The organism is Cryobacterium roopkundense (genome assembly GCF_014200405.1).
Classification (GTDB): Bacteria; Actinomycetota; Actinomycetes; order Actinomycetales; family Microbacteriaceae; genus Cryobacterium; species Cryobacterium roopkundense.
Map to the genome: position 1 here is coordinate 4,293,219 of NZ_JACHBQ010000001.1, position 19,448 is coordinate 4,312,666.

The window sequence follows — 19,448 nt, forward strand, 5'->3', positions numbered from 1 at the left end:
CCGGCCGCGACCGGCGGCATCCGCTTGCCCCTGCCCGCACTCGCGCCCGTGTCGCGCGCCGCGGTCGCTACAGCGGTAGCGGGGCGCGGGAGCGGCGCAGACGCGCCGGTTAGGGCTGTGAGCCGTTCTGGCGAGAGTCCGTGCTCTGCTCGGCACCGGCGGTCGATTCGACCGGGGTGGCCTTGCGTTCTTCGCGGTCGAGCGCGGCATCCTCGAGCTCGGCGTCTTCGTGAACGCGCGGCTTCTCGCGGTGACGCGCGGCATACAGGTCGCGCGCAACCTTCTCCCGGGTCTTGCGCAGGAAGATGAACGACAGGCTCATGCCCACCAGCGCGGCGATCACGGCGGCGATCCATTCCTTGATGCCGAGCAGCAGCAGGATTGCGAGGGGAGCGACGAAGAGCAGCACGCGAAAGACTGAGTAGGACACCCAGGAGGGGACGGATTTCATGTGCTCAGCATAGGATGCGCAACTGTGCGCACGCTGCGGTGCGTACGGGTTTTCGGTGGGTTCACCGACGACGAATCCGGTGCCAACCGACACCGGATTCCCGTGAGGCAGCCGAACAGAGGTCGGTAGGGACCTTCTTGCGTCGCGCCATGTCGGGGACCGGCTTACAATTGAGTTATGCCCAAGCTGCTGATTTTCATCGGACTGGCCGTCCTCATCCTGACCGTCTACACAGTCGTGGACTGCGCCCTGTTCGAGCGCAAGCGAGTGCGTGGCCTGCCACGTTGGGTATGGATCTTCGTCATCGTGCTCGTGCCCCTCATCGGCCCGTTGCTCTGGCTCTTCGTCGGCCGCGGCCGCGGGGCATCCCCGGTGGGCCGGTCCTTCCGAACAGTGGCACCTGACGACGACCCTGAATTTCTGCGCTCCCTCAACAACGACAAGGACACGCGCGAGCGCCTGCGTCGCCTTGAGGAGGAGCTTGCCGACCTCGACAAGCCCGAGGCGAAGAAAGACCAGGACGTTCCGAAGACCACCGACCCGGGCGAGGGCGACCAGCCCGGCCGCCGGGACGTCTGAAACGGATGCCCGCGCCGCTTCGTAGCGGAAGCCCGGCCACCGATTTCAGCTTCGCACTGCTGAACGAATTCGTACGCCTCGGTGTACGCCAAGTTGTGCTGAGCCCAGGCGCGCGCTCCCAGGCCCTCGCGCTGGCCTGCGCGGAACTCGAGCGGCTCGGCCGCATCTCCCTCCACGTGCGCACCGACGAACGCGGGGCTGGCTTCCTCGCGCTTGGGCTCGCGGTCGAAACCGGGCTGCCCGCCCTCGTGATCACCACATCGGGAACGGCAGTGGCAAACCTGCACCCTGCCGTGCTTGAGGCGCACCACTCCGGTGTGCCGCTCATACTGCTGACGGCTGATCGTCCGAGCGAGCTGCGCGGCATCCGCTCGAACCAGACCACTGTGCAGCCGGGCATCTTCGGGGTGGCGGCGCACCTGTGCGTCGACGTGCCCGCGCCCACTGGCGAGCCCGACGAGGCCGCGGTAGCCGCGCGGCTCGCCCAGCGGGCAACGGATGCCGCCCTCGGCACCCACACGCTGGCCCCCGGCCCTGTGCAGCTCAATCTCGCGTTCCGGGAGCCACTGTCCGCGGCCGTGACGCTGCCCGACCTGCCCGACCTGCCCGACCTGCCCGACCTGCCCGACGCCGACGGTGACGTTCCTGATGCGCCGGACGTGCGGCGCGGGTCGGCCGATGTGCTCGCTGGCGCGGGTGGGCCCGCCGAGTTCTCTCGTGCCGAGGAGGAGTCCCGACGCGGGGGTGTGGCCGCTGACGGCTCGGCCGAATCAGGCTGGATGAGCCTCGGCGGCGACGCCGCGCAGGACGCCCGCGACAATGCCCAGGACCGTGGGTCGTGGGGCTCCGACGAGAGCGCCGATTTGGATGACGCCGTGGCCGAAGCCGCACGGGAGCCCGGGCCGCCCGAGGTGCACGCCCTCGTGCAGATCGCGCCCGGACCGCGCACGGTGGTCGTGGCCGGCCACGGCGCCGGTCCCGAGGCCGAGCACCTCGCCCGCTCCGGCGGCTGGCCGCTGCTCGCCGAGGTGTCGAGCGGAGCTCGCTTCGGGCCCAACCTCGTCGTCAGCTCCCGGGAGCTCCTGCACGCCGACGACCTCGGCGGCCGTATCGAACGGGTCATCGTGTTCGGGCACCCCACCCTCAGCCGGGAGGTCCCTGCCCTCATCGCACGCGGTGGCGTGGAGACCATCGTCGTGGCCCCCACCGGCACCGAGTGGTACAACCCCGCGCACGCCGCGCAGACGCTGGCCCGCACTGTTGAAGCGGATGCGGCATCCGTTGCCGCCGTGGGCACCGCCGCGGCGCGCGAATGGCTGGGACGCTGGGTGATGACGAGCCGCCAGCTGCTTGCTGCGGAGTCTGAGCGGGAATCGTATCCACTCGACAAGCGCGGCATCTCGAGAGCAGAGCTTGCCGCGCTGCGTGCCCCGCTTACCCGTTCTCTCCTCGTGGACGCGGTGTGGCGCGCCTCGTGGCCGCACGACCGCCTCGTGCTGGGTGCGTCACGGCTGATTCGTGAGGCCGATCGTCGGGTGCCGGGCAAGAAGATCTCGGTTCACTCCAATCGGGGTCTCGCCGGCATCGACGGCACGGTGGCGACCGCGATGGGCATCGCCCTGGCGAGCCAGGCCGGCGCCGAACCCCGCTCGGCGGGAGTGACGCGGCTCTTGCTCGGCGACCTCACCCTGCTGCACGACGTGGGGTCACTCTTGCTCGCGCCGGGCGAGACCCTGCCGCGGTTGCAGGTGATTGTGGGAACAGACGGCGGCGGCACCATCTTCGACGGCCTCGAGGTGGCGTCGACCGCGCCGTCCGCGGCCCTCGACCGGGTTCTGTTCACGCCGCGCCACGTCGACCTGGCTGCCCTCGCGGCCGCCTACGGCTGGGAGTACACCCTCGCCGGCACGCGCACGGACCTCGAGCGTGCCCTCACCGGTGTTCCCGTCGGGCCCAGCATCCTCGAGGTGCCGCTCGCCCGCTGAGCTCGCCCGCTTTGGGGTCAGGGCACGGCCTCGAAGGTGACGGAGGCGTCGATTCCGGAGCCGGGGCGCGGGGCCAGCGCAGCCGTGGCCCGGCTGGCCCTCGCGAGCTGGGAGACGATGGCGAGCCCGAGTCCGCTGCCGGGGTGATCCGAGGTGGCACGCCAGAAGCGGTCGAAGGCCCGAGTGCACTCCTCCGGCGACATTCCGGGCCCGTCATCCAGCACGTGCAGGGTGGTGTGAGCCCCGGCCACGGCGACGCGCACCACGATCGTGCTGCCGGCCGGGCTCACGGAAAGCGCATTGTCGAGGTAGTTGTCGAGGATCTGCTCCGGGGCGAGTGCCGTGGCGCGAACGGATGCGGCCGTTGCGCCCTCGTAGACGATCGTCACGTCGGACTCCTGGGCCAGGGCCTGCCACTGCTCCATCCGTTCCTGGGCGACGGAGGCGAGGTCGAGAACCTCCAGCGGTGCGGAGCTCGCCTCGGTTCGGCTGAGCAGCAGGAGCCCCTCCACGATGTTGCTGAGGCGATCCACCTCGCTCTCTGCAGCGGCGAGCCGTTCGGTAGCGCCGGCCGGGTCGGTGTGGAGCAGATTCCGCGTGCGCTCGAGGCGGAGGCGCAGGGCCGTGAGGGGGGTGCGCAATTGGTGCGAAGCATCCGCTGCGAAGGTGCGTTGTTGCTGAATGAGGGAGTTGAGCCGCTCCGCCATGAGGTTGAACGACGTTGACAGTGAGCGCAGCTCCGGCGCGCCGGACGTCTCGTCGGCTCGTGCGCTGAGATCGCCCTCGGCGAGTCGTTCTGTGGCACCCTGCAGCAGCTTGAGTTGGCGCGTCACCCTGCCGGAGAAGATCAAACCCACGAGCCCCGCCACGAGAACCGTCGTGAGCGCCACGAGACCGAGAAGGCGGATCTGGCGACTGACGGCATCCGTCACGACCTGGCTCGGGTAAGTGAGGCGCACGGCGCCGAGCACGCGGTCGCCGCTGAAGACCGGCACTGTCACGTAGAGCAACTCAGTTTTCACGGTGTCGGAGTAACGCTCTCCCGAGGTGATGCGGCCGGTGAGCGCCTCCGCGATTTCGGGCCGAGAGGCGTAGGAGGAGCCGAAACTGGACTGATCATCATCGCTCGTGACAACGGCAGTGCCGGCCGTGTCGACGATGACCACGCGGGCCCCTCCGGCGTCACGGTAGGTGCGTGCGACGGCTGCGAGCGTCGATTCATCCGCAGGCGTAGGGCTTTCGAGAAATTCCTCGCTGCGGCCGGCGAGCACGAAGGCGTCCCGCTCGAGGGCCGTGACGATTCGGTCGTTCTCGACAGTGCGGAGGTAGGAACTCAGCGGAATGTCCTGCACCAGGAGCATGAGCAGTGTGACGCCGATGAACGCCGCCATCAGCCGCCACCTCATGCCGGCGCCGCCGGAACTATGGGAACCTCGAACCGGAAACCGACACCGCGAACGGATTCGATCCAGGCTGGGTTGCCGAGTTTCTTCCGGATCGCGGCGATGTGCGCATCAAGGGTTTTCGTGGTGCCGTACCAGTTTGTGTCCCACACATCGTGCAGGATATCGCCGCGCCGGAAGACAGCCCCCGGGTCGTCGGAGAGGTACACGAGCAGGTCGAACTCCTTCGGCGTGAGGTACACAACCGTGCCGGACAGGGTGACTCGTTGTGCGCGGGTGTCTATCACGAGGGCGCCGCGGGTGCGTTCAGCGCCATCGGCTTCCGGACCGCTGTCGCCGCCGGCGTGGGCGAAGCGCCGTGAAACGGCACGGATCCGGGCCACCAGTTCGCGCATGCCGAACGGTTTGATCACGTAGTCGTCCGCGCCGATCTCGAGGGAGATCACGCGATCGATCTCGTCGTCGCGAGCGCTCACCACGATGATGGGTGTTTGGCTGGTCAGACGGATGGCCCGGCACACATCGGTGCCGTCCATGTCGGGCAGGCCCAGGTCGAGCAGAACGAGGTCGGGCTAATACTCGAGCATCGCGTCGAGGCACGCCGCACCGGTGGCCACGCGTCGGCACTCGATGTTGGCGTAGGTGAGGCCGTCAATGATTCCGTCCGCAACTGACCTGTCGTCTTCGACCAGGAGAACTCGCATAGGTCAATCATGCCGCCGTGGCGGGCGTATCGGTGCGGTGCGGCGGGGGCGCCCGCGGTTCTTGGACAAGTCTTGGATATCAGACGGGTTAATCTCGGCGAAGCTTTCGTAGCCTCGAATCATGAAGTCGAAAGTCTTGACGATGGTGTCAATTGCAGGAGTCCTCGGTATCGCCACGGCGGCCATGGTTGTGAACGCGGATACATTCTCCGCGGTGCATTCGAGTTCACTAGGGCGGGCCGCCGACGTGGTTGTTCAGGCGGTCACAGCTGATCCCCTCCCGGCGTCAGCAGAGCCCGCGGTAGACGCCCCGGCGCCCGCTCTCACCGTGCCCGAGGGTCCGCTCGCACCCGTGCCGCCGCCCGCTGCGGCCCCGGCGCCGGCAGTCTCGGTGGCCGTGCCGGTGCGCGCCCTTGCCCCCGCAGGACCGGCCGCGGCCGGGACCGCGTCTGCTGCAGCGGTGCCGCGCGCAGCACCGGTGCCCGTGGCGCCAGTGCCAGCCCCGATCGTGGCGGCACCGGCGCAGCCCATTGACGAGGCCTCCGACGACGACGCAGCTGAATTCGAGCAGCCCGAGCAACCGGACCACAGCGAGGATCCCGAGCATGACGACTAGGCGCAGGCATCCGGCGCGCGGTGCCCGCGTCGTGACGGGGGCCGCCTGCACCCTCGCATTCGTGGGCATGGTCTCGGGGTTCCAGGTGGCGGCGAGCGCCGACGCGGCGCAGGCGGCGAAGGACTCGGCCCAACGGGCATCCGTTGCCGTGATCGTGCAGAAAGCCGCCGTCGCGACGGCCGCGCCCGCTCCGGTAGCGGATGCCGTGCCCGTCGTTTCCGAGCCCGCCCCGGCCGCTCCAGCGCCGGCTGTCCCGATCGCGGCGGTGCCGCAACCGGTGCCGGCCGCCCCGGTGGCGCGGGTCGCGGCTCCTGGGCCTGTGGCCCCGGCCCCTGCGGCTCCGCCGGCCCCGGCGCCGCCCCCGCCAGCCCCCGTCGCGCCGGCCCCCGCGCCCCCGCCACCCCCGCCGGCCCCGGTCGCGCCGGCTCCCGCACCCGTGCAGGGCTCGTCGGGAGGGTCCGGCGGTTAGCGCCTGCTCGACACCGATCGATTTTCTTGGACAAGTCTTGGATGTTCACCGGGTCGGCCTGGAGAGTCGCCTCCGTAGTCTCAAAACATGAAATCGAAAACGATCACGATCTTGTCCATCGTCGGTGTGCTGGGCCTCGCGTCGGCCGCGATGGCCGTGAACGCCGACACGCTCTCCTCCCTCGGCACGGGAGCGATCGGCGGGGCCACGGAGGTGATCATTCCCGCCTCCACCGACGTTCCCTCTACCGGGGTGCCAGCCACGGCCGCACCAGCGATCGCCATCCCGGCGGCCACGGCGGAACCCGAGCTGCCGGCACCGGCCGCGGTTGATGCAACCAGTACCGCCACCCCCTTCTACTCCGACGACGACGGCTACAACGGCGACGACAACGGCGACGACAACGGCGACGACAACGGCGACGACGGATCAAAACACGAAGAGCAGGAGACCGGGGACGATGACTAAGGCAGTCCACCCGGCTCGCCGGGCGCGCATCGCCACGGGGGTCGTCTCGGTTCTCGCCCTCGTGGGTATGGTCTCAGGCTTCCAGACCGCGGCCACCGCGCAGGCCGTGCAGGACGCGCAGACACTCGCTGCCGCTGCTCAGGCTGCCGCGGATGCCGCCACGGCACAGGCGGGTGCTGACGCTGCGGCCGCCCAGGCCGCAGCCGCCCAGAAAGCGGCTACCGCAGCGGCAGCCCTGGCCCGCGTGGGCGCTCCAGTGCAGGCCACCTCGGCAGGGTCCGGCGGCTGACCCGTGGCTGACCCCCAGATCGCGCGAGACGCAGTCCGTGCTGTCTTTTCCGAAACTAAGACCAGACCGGAGTGCGTCTCGCGTTCCCAGACGCTGATGGGCGGGCGGGCCTCCGTCATGCTCGTGGGCGGCGGACCTGCCGCGTTGGCGCGGGTTTTCGCCCTCGCCGACCGCTGCGAGCAGCTGTGGAGCAGGTTCCTGCCCGACAGCGACGTGACCCGGCTGAACTGGGCGGAGGGTCGCGCGATCGAGGTCGACCCGCTCACTGTGCGGTTGATCATCGCCATGACAGAGGCAGCCGCACTCACCTCCGGCGACTACGACCCCACGCTCCTGCCCGATCTCGTGGCCGCCGGCTACGCGGCATCCGTTCTCACCCCCGACCGCATCACGACGCTGCCGGCCTCGGCGCGTGCACCGGGAAACCTGCGCGGCATCGTGATCGACGGCAGCACCATACGGATGCCGCTGGGCACGACGATCGACCCGGGCGGCATCGGCAAGGGGCTCGCCGCCGACATCGTGTGCGAAGACGCGCTCGCCGGGGGAGCGTGGGGCGCGCTCGCCGAAATCGGCGGGGACATCGTGGTGGCTGGGCAGGCGCCCGACGACGTGGCCTGGCGGCTCGGCATCGAAAATCCACTGCGCTTCGCCGAGAACGCAATCGATACCGCGCCCGAGCGCTCCGCCATCGTGCGGCTGGCCTCCGGCGCCCTCGTCACCTCAAGCCAGCGCAAACGGCGCTGGAGCACGGCGCAGGGTGACCGCCACCATCTCATCAGCCCCCGCACCCACTTGAGCGCACTCACCAGAATTCAGACCGTTTCCGTGATCGCGGCGACGGGAGCTCGAGCGGAATCCCTGACCAAACCCGGCTTCCTGCGCGACACCACCGAGTATCTCGCCTGGCTGCCCACCGTGGGCGCCGCCGGCCTCGTGATCGACGACACGGGCACCCTGACCTCTTCAGCGAATTGGAAGAATTACTCATGACCGAGCCGCACCTCTGGTGGTATATCTCCCGGGCCAGCGCCATCATCGCGTGGGCGCTCATGACGGCATCCGTTGTGTGGGGCATCTTGCTGTCCACGCGCGTGATGCGTCGCGTCGACAACCCCGCCTGGCTGCAAGACCTGCACCGTTTTCTCGGCGGCACGATGCTCATCATGGTGGGCCTGCACATGGTGTCGCTGATGTTGGATAAGTGGCTCGCCTTCACCCCCGGCGAGGTGCTTGCGCCGTTCGCGACCGACTTCAAACCGCTGCCAGTGGCACTCGGAATCCTTGCCTTCTACCTGCTCCTGGCCATCCAAGGATCATCGCTGCTGATGAACCGGCTACCGCGCAAGTTCTGGAAGGGTGTGCACTACTCGAGCTTCGCCGCGCTCATCCTCATCTCGTTCCACGCCGGTTTCACCGGAACGGACGTCGGCTCCCTCTGGTACAAAATAGTCGCCGTGAGCCTGATCGCCGTGGTGGCCGTTGCGATCATCATCCGCATCTCCACCGGCACCGCCACGCGCCCCGCGCGCAAGATCGACGCGAAGAGAGCCGCCCCGGGCGGCGCCTCGCCGGTGCCGCAGCCGGAGAAGCGAGGTCTCGTCGTGGCCAGCGCGACGCCGATTGCGGAGGGGGTGCTGGGCATCCGCTTGGAACGCCACGACTGGGCGCCCCTGCCGCTGTGGCATCCCGGTGCGCACCTCACCCTGCACCTGCCCAACGGTCTTGACCGGCAGTACTCGCTCTGCGGCGACCCGGCCGACCGGCATCACTACGACATCGCCGTTCTGCGCACCGTGGATTCGGAGGGCGGCAGTGAGTGGATCCATCAGCACCTCGTCCCCGGCATGACCATCGAGGTGTCGGGGCCGCTCAATCACTTCGAGCTCGAACCTGCCCCGGAATACCTCTTCATCGCGGGCGGGATCGGTATCACGCCGATGAAGGCCATGATCGAGTCCCTGCCCGCACAGCGCGACTGGCGCCTTGTCTACGTGGGTCGGAGCCGTCGTACGATGGCCTTTGCCGCCGAGCTTGAGAAGCAATACCCGGGTCGGGTGCTCATTCAGGCGAGCGACGAGAACACCCCGAGCCTCAACCTCGACGACGTGATCGGGCTCGGCGCCGACGAGGTGTACTGCTGCGGGCCGGAGTCGCTCATGAGCGCCGTCGCCGCCCGGGTACCCGCCGAACGTATGCATCTGGAGCGATTCGTTGCCCTCGAACGAGCCGGCCGACCCGCAGCGCCCGTGCATGTGGAGTGCCGCAAGAGTCGCAAAGCCTGTGACGTTCCGGCCGGGCAGAGCATTCTGGAGGCCCTCGTGGAGAATGGCCTCCCCGTGCTCGCATCCTGCCGCAAGGGCGTCTGCGGAACCTGCGAGGTGCGCGTGCTGGCCGGCGATCCGGAGCACCTCGACTCGGTGATGGACGACGATGACAAGGAGTCGCTGCGCATCATGTACCCTGCGTCTCCCGGGCCACGACACCCGCCCTGGTGCTGAACATCTAGCTGTGCTGAGCTATCCGGCGCATAACTCCTGCAAATCGGGACTGCCCAGCCTGGCGGCCGCGTGATTCCGGGCCCGAACTGGGACCGGCCCAGAATCTGCAGGAGTTATGCCGGGGGGCGGACGAGGACGCTGTTAGCCGAAGGCCTCGACGACGGGACGGAACTTCATTTTCGTCTCGGCGAGCTCGTGTTCCGGATTGGAATCGAGAACTATGCCGCAACCGGCATATGCCGTCACGTCGCCGGTGCGGCTCACTTGGGCGCAGCGCAGCGCGATAGCCCACTCGCCGTCGCCGTCGGCGCCGACCCAGCCCACCGGGCCGGCGTAGCGCCCGCGGTCGAACGGCTCCAGCTCGCGAATGAGCGCGAGCGCGCTCTGGGTCGGGGTCCCCGCAACGGCGGCCGTCGGGTGCAGGGCGGCGATCAAGTCAAGGGAGGTGGATCCGTCGCTGAGTGTGCCCTCGACATCCGTTGCCAGGTGCCACAGGTTGGGAAGCTTCACCGTGAAGGGGATCTCGCTCGTGGCGAGCACCGACGTGTGCGGGCGCAGCGACTTGAGCACGCTCTGCACCGCGAACTCGTGTTCGTCGCCGTCTTTGCTCGAGGTGGCGAGGGCCAGGGCGGCCTCGGTGTCGGCCACGGCATCCGCTCCCCGCGAGATCGTGCCAGCGAGCACTCGCGCATTGACCTCCCCGTGGTCGGCGCGAATCAGCGTCTCCGGGCTGGAGCCCACGAGCCCGTCGACCGCGTAGGTCCAGCAGTCGGGGTACCCGAGCGCGAGCTTGGTGATGGTGCGCCGCAGGTCTGATTCGTCGGGCAGGCGCCCCACGAGGTCGCGGGCGAGCACTACCTTGTTGAGTTCCAGCGACCCGATTCGCCCCACGGCCTCTGCGACGGCCTCCCGGTAGGCGGCGGGCTTGAGGGCGCCCGGCAGCAGCGAGATGCGGTACTCGTTGCCGAGCGGGTGCAGGGTGAGCGGATGCGCCGGCGCGGCTGACCCGGTGTGCCACACGCGGGTCACCCAGCATTGCCCGTTCTCGCGCCCCACGATCACTTCGGGAACGATCAGCACGCTGGTCTCGGCCGAGGACTCGTCGAATGCGAACGCCCCGAACGCGAGCAGTCCGGTGCCCGTGCGCTGAAGCGGGTCGGTCACAGTGGCCGCGGCCACGACCTCTTGCCACGCGCTCGCGGCATCCGTCATTCGGTTGGGGCCGGAGAATTCCAGCCGCAACGCGGTACCGACACCGGCGAGCCCCTGGTTGCGACGCATCCAGAGCAGCGGCTGACGCTGATCGAGGAGCAGAACCAGTTGGCGGATGTCGGGAATTGGGGTGGTTTCGACCGTTAGGGCCTGCGCATTCACCTGATTAGACTACGCCCGCCCGTGTGTCCATCTGTCGTACGCCCGCGCGATCTAGACTGGTGTGGTGAATAGAGCAGACCTCAACAAACGGCCCGCGCAGGTGGCTGCCATGTTCGACGAGGTTGCGGCGCACTACGACCGCACCAACGCCGTGCTGTCCATGGGCAATGCCACCCTGTGGCGCGTCGCCACCACGCGCGCCGTCGGCCCGAAGCGGGGAGAGCGCATCCTCGACATCGCCGCCGGCACAGGCACATCGAGTGCCGCGCTCACGCGCACGGGCGCCCAGGTCGTGGCCGCGGACTTCTCCGAGGGCATGATCGAGGTCGGGCGCCAGCGTCACGCCGACAACCCGAACATCGAGTTTGTGCAGGCGGATGCCACAGCGCTGCCGTTCGCGGACGGCGAGTTCGACGCTGTCACCATTTCCTTCGGCCTGCGCAATGTCGTGGAGCCCCAAAAGGCGCTCGCCGAGTTCTACAGGGTCACCAAGCCCGGCGGGCGCGTCGTGATCTGCGAGTTCTCCACACCACCGCTCACCCCGGTGCGAGTGGGCTACTTCGCGTACCTCAACCACGTGATGCCCGCCATCGTGCGCCTGGCATCGTCGAACGCGGAGGCCTACGACTACCTGGGCGAGTCGATCGCGGCCTGGCCGGATCAGGCCACGCTGAGCGGTTGGTTGCGGGGCGCGGGCTACGAGGGAGTTGCCTACCGCAACCTCACCCTCGGTATCGTGGCCCTGCACCGCGGGGTCAAGTCCCCCGACGCGCAGCCCGCAGCGGCATCGACCGACGCGACCTCCTAGCTCTTTTCTTACTCTTCGTTAGGCTGACACAGTGAAACCCAGAGCCCCCGTGGTGCGGCGGAGCCCCTCCGTGACGAGTCAGCTCGGCTTGAGCGAGCGTATTTTCGCGACGGCGGCCGACCGTGGCCTTGCAGCCAACATCGACGCCGGCATCGAAGACGTCGAGTCCTCGCTCATCACCGAACTCGTCTACGCGAACGAAATCGCGAACGTGACCACGCGGTATCTCTTCGATGCCGGCGGAAAGCGCGTTCGCCCGATGCTCGCCCTGCTCACCTCGCACCTCGGTGACGGCGCGGTTCCCGACGTGATCACCGCGGCCAGCGCCATCGAGCTCACCCATCTCGCCTCGCTGTACCACGACGACGTGATGGACGACTCGGACAAGCGACGGGGCGTGCCCAGCGCGCAGGCCGTGTGGGGAAATTCGATTGCCATTCTCACCGGGGATTTGCTGTTCGCGAGAGCCAGTCAGCTGATGGCACGTCTCGGTGAGCGGGCCATCCGCTTGCAGGCGGCCACCTTCGAGCGTCTGGTGCTCGGGCAGTTTCGGGAGACTGTGGGACCGCAACCCGGTCAGGATCCCGTGCAGCACTACATCGGAGTGCTCGCCGACAAGACAGGGTCGCTCATTGCCGCGGCAGCGCAGGCCGGCATCGTGTTCTCCAACGCCCCGGCAGAGTACGAGCAGCCGGTGGTGACGTTCGGCGAGAAAATCGGAGTGGCCTTCCAGTTGATCGACGACGTTCTCGACCTGTCGCCGCAGCCCGAGCAGACCGGCAAGGTGCCCGGCACCGACCTGCGCGCCGGCGTCGTGACCCTCCCACTGCTTCGGCTGCGCGAGCGCGCCCCGAGCAGTGAAGCGGATGCAGCGCTGCTCGCCCGCTTGGAACGTGACGTGATGACGAGCAACGGCATCGCCACCGAGGCCGCCGATTCCGCCATCACGGCCCTGCGCGAACACCCTGTGACCGCCGAAACTTTGGCCGAGGCCCATTCCTGGGCCCGTGACGCCGTTGCCGCCCTCTCGCCGTTGCCCGCCGGGCCGGTGAAGAAGGCGCTCACCCGATTCGCCGAGACCATCGTCGAGCGATCCAGCTAGAAAGGTCTCAGTGACCAAATTACGATTGGCCATCGTCGGCGCAGGACCAGCAGGCATTTACGCCGCGGATATCCTGCTGAAGGCGGAACGCAATTTCGAGGTGTCGATCGACCTGTTCGACCAGCTGCCCGCCCCGTACGGGCTCGTGCGATACGGGGTGGCCCCCGACCACCCGCGCATCAAGGGCATCATCACGGCCCTCCGCGGCGTGCTCGACAGCGGGGACATCCGCGTGTTCGGCAACGTGCGCTTCGGCGTCGACATCACCCTCGACGACCTCAAGAAGCACTACAACGCGGTGATCTTCTCGACGGGAGCCGTGAAAGACGCCGACCTGAAGATTCCGGGTGCAGACCTCGAGGGCTCCTACGGCGCCGCCGATTTCGTGAGCTGGTTCGACGGGCACCCCGACGTGCCGCGCACTTGGCCGCTCGAGGCGAAAGAGATCGCCGTGATCGGCAACGGCAACGTGGCCCTCGACGTGGCACGGATGCTCGTCAAGCACGCCGACGACCTGCTGCCCACCGAGATCCCCGAGAACGTCTACGCCGGGCTCAGTGCCTCCCCGGTGACCGACGTGCACATCTTCGGGCGCCGCGGACCGACATCCGTTAAATTCACGCCGCTGGAGCTGCGCGAGCTCGGCGAACTTCGCGACGTGGACATGATCCTGCACGACGAGGACTTCGACTACGACGATGCCGCGCGTGACGCCGTGAAAAGCAACAAGCAGGTGTTCGTGATCGACAAGGTGCTGAACCAGTGGCGCCAGCGCGAGACTGGCAGCGCGAGCCGCCGCTTGCACCTGCACTTCTTTGCCAAGCCGCTCGAGGTCGTCGATGATGGCACGGGCCGGGTGGACGCGTTCCGCTGGGAACGCACGAAGCGCGACGGCGCCGGCGGTGTCGTGGGCACCGGGGAGATCCGCGAGATTCCGGTGCAGGCCGTCTACAGGGCGGTCGGCTATTTCGGCTCCGAGCTGCCCGACGTGCCGTTCGACAAGAAGCGTGGTGTGATTCCCAACCGCGAGGGACAGGTGCTGCGGCGCGACCCCGAGGCCGGCACCGGGCTGTTCAACCAGCAGATGTACGGCGTCTACGCCACCGGGTGGATCAAGCGCGGGCCGGTGGGTCTGATCGGCCACACCAAGAGCGATGCGATGGAGACGATCCGCCACCTCATCAACGACCTCGGCAACTGGTGGCGGCCCGAGTCCCCGTCGGAGGAGAGCATTGTGGCCCTGCTCGACGAGCGCGGCGTGAAATACACCGGGCTCGACGGCTGGCACAACCTTGACCAGCACGAGCTCGCCCTGGGTGAGGCGTCAGGTCGTACCCGAATCAAGGTCGTCCCCCGCGAAGAAATGGTAACCATCTCCCGCGCGGAGTAGCCCCTCTCTGCACGGGGCCCGGGCCCGGAACGTGGGCCCAGTCTAGAAACTGGGCCCCGGTTCAGAGGGTGGGCCCGGTAGGCCAGAGGAATGCCCGCGTGCACGTGACGCCCCGTGTCATGCGGCGCGGCCACGGTCGCCGAGGGCGCGACCGACCTCTGCACGGGGCCCGGGCCCGGAACGTGGGCCCAGTCTAGAAACTGGACCCCGGTTCAGAAGGTGGACCCCGGAGGTCGGCGGTCCCGGCCCAGGGCAGCTGGGCTAGCGGAAGTTCACAAACTGCAGGGCCACGTCGAGGTCCTTGCCCTTGAGCAGGGCCATCACAGCCTGCAGGTCGTCGCGGCTTTTGGAGCTCACGCGCAGTTCGTCGCCCTGAATCTGGCTCTTGACGCCCTTGGGCCCCTCATCGCGGATAATCTTGCCGATCTTCTTCGCGTTCTCCTGATCGATGCCAGCCTTCATGCTGGTCTCGATGCGGTATTCCTTGCCCGACGCGAACGGCTCGCCGGCGTCGAGACTGCGCAGCGAGATGCCGCGCTTGATGAGCTTGGCCTCGAACACCTCGAGGATGGCCTTGACACGCTCCTCGGTGTTCGCCTTCATGAGTACCTTCTCGCCGCTCATCGCGATCGAGGCGCCCACATTCTTGAAGTCGTAGCGCTGTGCGACTTCCTTGTGAGCCTGGTTGAGGGCGTTGTCGACCTCCATCGGGTCGACCTTGCTGACGATGTCGAACGTTGAGTCTGCCATGCCTGCAATGATATCCGGTCGTCGCGCGGCCCCCGCCGTCAGCGGGGAGGGGCGGCCGTGCTGGAGCGCTGCTTCAGCTCGAAGGGCATGCTGATGTTCAGGCCCACCGGCTCGACTGGGCGGTCCCGGAGCTGTTCCATGAGAACGTCCACGGCCTTCTCGCCCTGGCCCTGCGGAAATTGCGCGATGGTGGTGAGGCCGAAGAAGTCGGCCAGCTCGTGGTCATCGACTCCGATCACCGATATGTCGCCCGGAACGGTCAGCCCAAGGTCGCGGGCCGCGAGGATGCATCCGATGGCCATCTCGTCCGATGCCGCGAAAATGGCGGTCGGACGGTCGTGGTCACGTTCGAGCAGGCGACGTGCGGCCTGGTAGCCGCCGCGCATGGTGAAATCGGCCGGTTCGAAGAGCTCCGCCCAGACGCCGATGCCGGCGGTCTCCAGTGCGGCTTCGTAGCCGATGCGACGGTTAGTGGGCAGGTGAAAGTCAAGGTCAAATTCCTTGCTACCGCCCACATGTCCGATGCGCGTGTGGCCGAGGGAGAGCAGGTGTTCCGTCGCGAGCCGGGCGACGGCTCGGTCGTCGATCGTGAGAGTGCGCACGCCGCCGATGGGGCCGCCCACGCCCACCAAGGGCTTGCCCACGGCGTAGAGGCGGTCGACCTCGTGTTCGGTGAGCTCGAGGGACACGGCGATCACGGCATCCAGTCGCTGGCGCAGCAGGAAATTGTCGAACACACTCGCGCGCTCGTCCCCGCCACCGGCGAGGTTGTAGAGGGTGAGGTCGTAGCCGTTACGCAGGAGGGCACGCTGGGCGCCCTCGACGACGCTCGGAAAAAACCAGCCACCGAGGAAGGGAATGACGACGCCGATGTTCTTCGTACGACCGGATGCGAGACTCGACGCGCTCGCCGACACCACGTACCCGAGTTGCTCGGCTGCGGCCTCGACCTTGAGGCGCGTGGCGGCGGAGACGGGCCCCTTGCCGCTCAGCGTGCGCGACACCGTTGCCGTGGACACTCCGGCGAGGCGGGCGACGTCCTCAATTCCGGCCATGGGCATCCTGTCGAGTCGAGAAAAGTGCGGGTGATTGATCTTATCGAGGGGATTTTCCAGCCGGGTGCAGGGGCTGATTTCACGCTGGGGCACTTCGTCTTGTATTCTAAATTCGCACGTCCGATTCGGTGAGTCATCAAGTCGGACAGCAGCTGGCGAGTTACCCAAGCGGCCAAAGGGATCTGACTGTAAATCAGACGGCGTAGCCTTCGTGAGTTCGAACCTCGCACTCGCCACACGCAGTGAACGGGCCCGGAGAAATCCGGGCCCGTTTTTTTCGTTCACCGGTCGTTCGGCTGGTGGGGTGGTGCATCACGTAGCGTGGAAGCATGACTCGCGCCGTTTCGACCGACCTGCTCTCCCTGGCCCGCACGATTGCGCTCGAAGCCGGCGCGCTCGCCTTTCGCCGCCGCGCCGAGGGAGTGAACATCGCGGCCTCGAAGTCATCCCCTGAAGACGTGGTCACCGACGCCGACCGCGAGGTGGAGACGCTCATACGCGCCCGCCTCGCCGACGCTCGGCCGCACGACGGCTTCTATGGCGAGGAATCCGAGGCGACCGCCGGATCGAGTGGGCTCACGTGGGTGGTCGACCCCATCGACGGAACCGTCAACTACCTCTACGGCATCCCGCACTATGCGGTCAGCATCGCCGTCGTCGCGGGCGACCCAGCGCCGAGCAGTTGGACCGCCCTCGCCGGGGCCGTCATCAATCCCGCACTCGGCGAGCTCTATACGGCTGCGGCGGGGGAAGGGTCGTTCCTCAACGATCGCCCTCTGAAGGTGAAGACCGGTGTGCCCCTCTCTCTGGCGCTGGCCGGAACCGGTTTCGGGTATGAAGCGCCGCGACGCCTGTGGCAGGCCGCAGTCGTGCAGGGTCTCATCGGCGAGGTGCGGGATATCCGTCGTATGGGAGCCGCCGCCCTCGACCTGTGTGCCGTGGCGACGGGTCGCCTCGACGTGTATTACGAGCGGGGCTTGCAGCCGTGGGACCACGCGGCCGGCGCGCTGGTGGCGGCCGAGGCCGGTGCCAAGGTCGGTGCTTTTGGCGCCGACTCCGAGGGAAAGGATCTTCTGATTGCCGCCGCCCCCGATCTCTACTTGGCTTTCGAACCGCTCCTAGCCGGGCTTTTTGCCCGGCTAGCCAGGGAATAACGGGGAAATCTCGTTCGCGGGAGCGGCCCCGGTTCGAGGTGCAATTGCTTGCTGAATGTGGTTTTTCGCTCCCCGCGGGGTACCCTTGACCGATTCATTATATTTCGTTTCGGCTAGATCGAGCAACAAAGCCACATTAGTTTTTTGCCCGCCGCGTAGAAAGAGCCCTTTTGTCACGTCACTCCAGCCCCTCAGATGCCCCCGTGTCTGACGCGAGTGACGCTTCACAACCCGCTCTCCCTCTCACCCGACGCGAGTTGCGCGAGCGCGAGCGTCAGGCCTCGACGGCCGGCCCGGTCTCCGATGCCACGCCGATGGTCACAGCGGATGCCGCGGTGTCGCCCGATCTCGTCGCTTCGATCGTCCAGGCGCCGCTCACCGAAGAAGCCGAGTCTGTCCCAGCCAGCCAGCTCGCGGAGCCCGATCTCGAGGCCGCCGTCGTTACCGAGTCAGACCGGGTGATTGCTGCGCCCGCGGCGGCCGACGCCCGCGACTCCGACGCTGACATTCTCCTCACGCCGGGCAAGACGTCAACAACCTCGATCCCGCTCCCCACTCGCTCCCAGCTGCGCAGCGACGAGTTTGCCCGCACGACGCGGCCGCGCCGGCTCCGCGTCGACGAGCCCGACACGACCCCTGCGGCCGCCTACGCGCCGCAGCGCACCTTCGTGCCGGCCTCCGCCCTTCCCCGCGCTTCACCGCACGCGCAGCCCGTCAGTGATCGCATGCGCAAGTTTGTGGCCAAGAGCATGACCGTGGCGGCCATGTCTTTCGTCGCGCTGATGGCGGTTTCCACATCGCTGCCGGCCCAGGCGCTGCTGTCGACGGCCGACGTGCAGGCATCCGCTCTCGCGGCGCAGCGTCCGAGTCAGGATGAGGGTGTACAAACCCTCGATCTCGCCGGTGGCGACACCATCACGGTTGAACGCGACGGCTACGAGACGAGCACCATCGCGGAATTCGCGGCCGCAAGCGGAATCCGCATGGAAGCAACCTTCACCAACAACCCCAATGGCACGATCCAGTGGCCCTTCGCCGTCGGCGTGCACATCGGCGACCAGATCGGTCCGCGCAGTTGTGCCGGCTGCTCTGCGAACCACGGCGGCCAGGACTTCAACCCGGGTCTCGGCGCTCCGATTCAGTCCATCGCCGATGGCGTCGTGAGCCTCGCCGAAGACGGCGAGGGCAGCCTCGGCGTGCACATGATCATCGACCACATGATCGACGGCAAGCTTGTCTCGAGCGTGTACGCGCACATGATCCACGGATCCATGAACTTCAAGACCGGCGACGTCGTCAAGGTGGGCCAGGTCATCGGCAAGACCGGAAGCACCGGAATGTCCACGGGCCCGCACCTGCACTTTGAGATCCGAGACGGCGGCATCGACGGCACCAAGATCGACCCGCTCGCCTGGCTCTACGCCAACACGAACTAACTCTCGAGCGTCGCTCGTTTCCGCGAGGGCTGGTGGCGTCGGGTGAGCCGCTTGGGCGGGACGATCCGCCCGCTTTCGCGGGGATGGCAGGGGCTACGCCGCCGGAGGAACCGGGATGCCGGCGCGGCCACGAACGAAGGCCTCGAGAACCTCGCGTGACATCGGCAGCTGAGCGAGCCAGCCCAGGCTCGTCTGCGTGCCGACGCCGTCTCTTTTGTCGCCGTCAGTCGACCCGAGGGCGACAACCTGGTCGTGCAGGCCCTCCTTTTTCACGTCGAGGCGATTGGCGACATCCGCTGCCTGTTTGAGGTCGGCGAGCAGGGTTTCGCGTACGGCGCCGTGGTACTTGTAGTAGATCTTGTGCTCAAGGCTGGCCCAGAAGTCCATGGCGATGGTGCGGATCTGAATCTCCACAGTGACCTGCTGCACGCGATCCGACATGAAGACCGGCACTCCCACGAGCAGATGCAGGCTCTGGTAGCCGTTGGGTTTGGGGGAGGCGATGTAGTCCTTCACCTGCAGCACCGTGACGTCCTTCTGCCCGGTGAGCAGATCGCGAATGCGATAGGTGTCGGAGACGAAACTGCAGGTGATGCGGATTCCTGCGATGTCCTGAATCTGGTCGCGAATCTCGTCGAGGGCCAGCGGGCAGCCCTTACGCAGGGCCTTTTTCAGGATGCCGTCAGACGACTTCAGTCGAGAGCTCACATGCTCGATCGGGCTGTAGTCGTGAATCGAACTGAACTCTTCCTTGAGGATGTTGATCTTCGTCATCATCTCGTCGGTCGCGAACTTGTAGGCCATCATGAACCGCGTGAGCTCAGTCTTGAGTTCGCGCATGGCCTGCAGCTGGCTGTACTCAGCCAGCGTGCTGTCGTCGACCTCGTCAGTCACTGTTCCCCCTCGATGTACGA

Annotated in this window: 21 protein-coding genes and 1 tRNA gene; 14 read left to right on the forward strand and 8 right to left on the reverse strand. The window is 67.5% G+C overall.

Features of this window, described 5'->3' with window-relative positions; all coding sequences use genetic code 11:
* Window positions 1–109: 109 nt before the first annotated feature.
* Window positions 110–451 carry a DUF4229 domain-containing protein gene (locus BJ997_RS19970; RefSeq protein ID WP_152602212.1) on the reverse strand — a complete coding sequence of 114 codons (342 nt, stop codon included), beginning with the start codon at window positions 449–451 and terminating at the stop codon, window positions 110–112.
* Window positions 452–628: 177 nt separating this feature from the next.
* Between BJ997_RS19970 and BJ997_RS19975 the strand changes: the two genes are divergently transcribed.
* On the forward strand, window positions 629–1,030 hold the full coding sequence (locus BJ997_RS19975) for a PLD nuclease N-terminal domain-containing protein (RefSeq protein WP_035837031.1): 402 nt from the start codon (window positions 629–631) through the stop codon (window positions 1,028–1,030).
* Window positions 1,031–1,035: 5 nt separating this feature from the next.
* On the forward strand, window positions 1,036–3,015 hold the full coding sequence (locus BJ997_RS21660; RefSeq protein ID WP_035837030.1) for a thiamine pyrophosphate-binding protein: 1,980 nt from the start codon (window positions 1,036–1,038) through the stop codon (window positions 3,013–3,015).
* Between the two features lie 17 nt (window positions 3,016–3,032).
* Here the strand turns inward: BJ997_RS21660 and BJ997_RS19985 are convergent, their stop codons facing one another.
* Genes BJ997_RS19985 through BJ997_RS21840 form a run of 3 tightly spaced genes read right to left on the reverse strand, consistent with a single transcriptional unit; the run spans window position 3,033 to window position 5,122 of the window.
* Window positions 3,033–4,406 carry a sensor histidine kinase gene (locus tag BJ997_RS19985; RefSeq protein ID WP_221243999.1) on the reverse strand — a complete coding sequence of 458 codons (1,374 nt, stop codon included), beginning with the start codon at window positions 4,404–4,406 and terminating at the stop codon, window positions 3,033–3,035.
* Window positions 4,407–4,417: 11 nt separating this feature from the next.
* Window positions 4,418–4,978, reverse strand: a complete 561-nt coding sequence (locus BJ997_RS19990) for a response regulator transcription factor (RefSeq protein WP_268871385.1) — start codon at window positions 4,976–4,978, stop codon at window positions 4,418–4,420.
* 12 nt (window positions 4,979–4,990) lie between these two features.
* Window positions 4,991–5,122 carry a response regulator transcription factor gene (locus BJ997_RS21840; RefSeq protein WP_268871384.1) on the reverse strand — a complete coding sequence of 44 codons (132 nt, stop codon included), beginning with the start codon at window positions 5,120–5,122 and terminating at the stop codon, window positions 4,991–4,993.
* 121 nt (window positions 5,123–5,243) lie between these two features.
* Between BJ997_RS21840 and BJ997_RS19995 the strand changes: the two genes are divergently transcribed.
* The 6 genes from BJ997_RS19995 to BJ997_RS20020 all read left to right on the forward strand — a co-directional run bounded on the left by BJ997_RS19995 (window position 5,244) and on the right by BJ997_RS20020 (window position 9,465).
* Entirely contained in the window at window positions 5,244–5,738 is a 495-nt protein-coding gene (locus tag BJ997_RS19995) for a hypothetical protein (RefSeq protein WP_152602211.1), read from the forward strand.
* On the forward strand, window positions 5,728–6,207 hold the full coding sequence (locus BJ997_RS20000; RefSeq protein WP_183323705.1) for a hypothetical protein: 480 nt from the start codon (window positions 5,728–5,730) through the stop codon (window positions 6,205–6,207). The genes BJ997_RS19995 and BJ997_RS20000 overlap by 11 nt, the downstream gene beginning before the upstream one ends.
* An 87-nt stretch (window positions 6,208–6,294) precedes the next feature.
* Window positions 6,295–6,675 (forward strand): hypothetical protein, encoded by a 381-nt coding sequence (locus BJ997_RS20005; protein WP_035838219.1) that lies wholly within the window; start codon window positions 6,295–6,297, stop codon window positions 6,673–6,675.
* Entirely contained in the window at window positions 6,668–6,964 is a 297-nt protein-coding gene (locus BJ997_RS20010; RefSeq protein WP_035838217.1) for a hypothetical protein, read from the forward strand. The genes BJ997_RS20005 and BJ997_RS20010 overlap by 8 nt, the downstream gene beginning before the upstream one ends.
* 3 nt (window positions 6,965–6,967) lie before the next feature.
* Window positions 6,968–7,957, forward strand: coding sequence for an FAD:protein FMN transferase (locus BJ997_RS20015; RefSeq protein WP_221244000.1), 990 nt, complete (start codon window positions 6,968–6,970; stop codon window positions 7,955–7,957).
* A complete protein-coding gene (locus tag BJ997_RS20020) occupies window positions 7,954–9,465 on the forward strand; it encodes a 2Fe-2S iron-sulfur cluster-binding protein (protein WP_052542507.1) in 1,512 nt (503 codons plus the stop codon). Before BJ997_RS20015 ends, BJ997_RS20020 begins: the two co-directional genes overlap by 4 nt.
* 141 nt (window positions 9,466–9,606) lie before the next feature.
* On the opposite strand, the gene BJ997_RS20025 is transcribed toward BJ997_RS20020, so the two are convergent.
* Window positions 9,607–10,839 (reverse strand): isochorismate synthase, encoded by a 1,233-nt coding sequence (locus tag BJ997_RS20025; RefSeq protein ID WP_035838213.1) that lies wholly within the window; start codon window positions 10,837–10,839, stop codon window positions 9,607–9,609.
* A 64-nt stretch (window positions 10,840–10,903) separates the two neighbouring features.
* Between BJ997_RS20025 and ubiE the strand changes: the two genes are divergently transcribed.
* Genes ubiE through BJ997_RS20040 form a run of 3 tightly spaced genes read left to right on the forward strand, consistent with a single transcriptional unit; the run spans window position 10,904 to window position 14,139 of the window.
* Window positions 10,904–11,647: a bifunctional demethylmenaquinone methyltransferase/2-methoxy-6-polyprenyl-1,4-benzoquinol methylase UbiE gene (gene ubiE, locus BJ997_RS20030; RefSeq protein WP_035838225.1), complete on the forward strand. Its 744-nt coding sequence runs from the start codon at window positions 10,904–10,906 to the stop codon at window positions 11,645–11,647.
* A gap of 31 nt (window positions 11,648–11,678) precedes the next feature.
* A complete protein-coding gene (locus BJ997_RS20035) occupies window positions 11,679–12,749 on the forward strand; it encodes a polyprenyl synthetase family protein (protein ID WP_052542505.1) in 1,071 nt (356 codons plus the stop codon).
* 10 nt (window positions 12,750–12,759) lie between these two features.
* On the forward strand, window positions 12,760–14,139 hold the full coding sequence (locus BJ997_RS20040; RefSeq protein ID WP_035838209.1) for an FAD-dependent oxidoreductase: 1,380 nt from the start codon (window positions 12,760–12,762) through the stop codon (window positions 14,137–14,139).
* Window positions 14,140–14,400: 261 nt separating this feature from the next.
* Here the strand turns inward: BJ997_RS20040 and BJ997_RS20045 are convergent, their stop codons facing one another.
* Together BJ997_RS20045 and BJ997_RS20050 are read right to left on the reverse strand one after the other, a co-directional pair.
* The gene (locus tag BJ997_RS20045; protein WP_035838207.1) at window positions 14,401–14,889 is read right to left on the reverse strand and encodes a YajQ family cyclic di-GMP-binding protein; all 489 of its coding nucleotides are present in this window, start codon (window positions 14,887–14,889) and stop codon (window positions 14,401–14,403) included.
* A gap of 38 nt (window positions 14,890–14,927) precedes the next feature.
* Entirely contained in the window at window positions 14,928–15,944 is a 1,017-nt protein-coding gene (locus BJ997_RS20050; RefSeq protein ID WP_035838205.1) for a LacI family DNA-binding transcriptional regulator, read from the reverse strand.
* A gap of 154 nt (window positions 15,945–16,098) precedes the next feature.
* Here BJ997_RS20050 and BJ997_RS20055 point away from each other — a divergent pair.
* The 3 genes from BJ997_RS20055 (at window position 16,099) to BJ997_RS22005 (ending at window position 18,534) form a co-directional block, all read left to right on the forward strand.
* Window positions 16,099–16,180 (forward strand) — tRNA-Tyr (locus BJ997_RS20055).
* A gap of 93 nt (window positions 16,181–16,273) precedes the next feature.
* The gene (locus tag BJ997_RS20060; protein ID WP_052542503.1) at window positions 16,274–17,098 is read left to right on the forward strand and encodes an inositol monophosphatase family protein; all 825 of its coding nucleotides are present in this window, start codon (window positions 16,274–16,276) and stop codon (window positions 17,096–17,098) included.
* A 203-nt stretch (window positions 17,099–17,301) separates the two neighbouring features.
* The gene (locus BJ997_RS22005; RefSeq protein ID WP_152602288.1) at window positions 17,302–18,534 is read left to right on the forward strand and encodes a M23 family metallopeptidase; all 1,233 of its coding nucleotides are present in this window, start codon (window positions 17,302–17,304) and stop codon (window positions 18,532–18,534) included.
* Between the two features lie 93 nt (window positions 18,535–18,627).
* Here BJ997_RS22005 and BJ997_RS20070 read toward each other — a convergent pair whose 3' ends face one another.
* A complete protein-coding gene (locus BJ997_RS20070) occupies window positions 18,628–19,428 on the reverse strand; it encodes a GTP pyrophosphokinase (protein ID WP_338042589.1) in 801 nt (266 codons plus the stop codon).
* Between the last annotated feature and the right edge of the window lie 20 nt (window positions 19,429–19,448).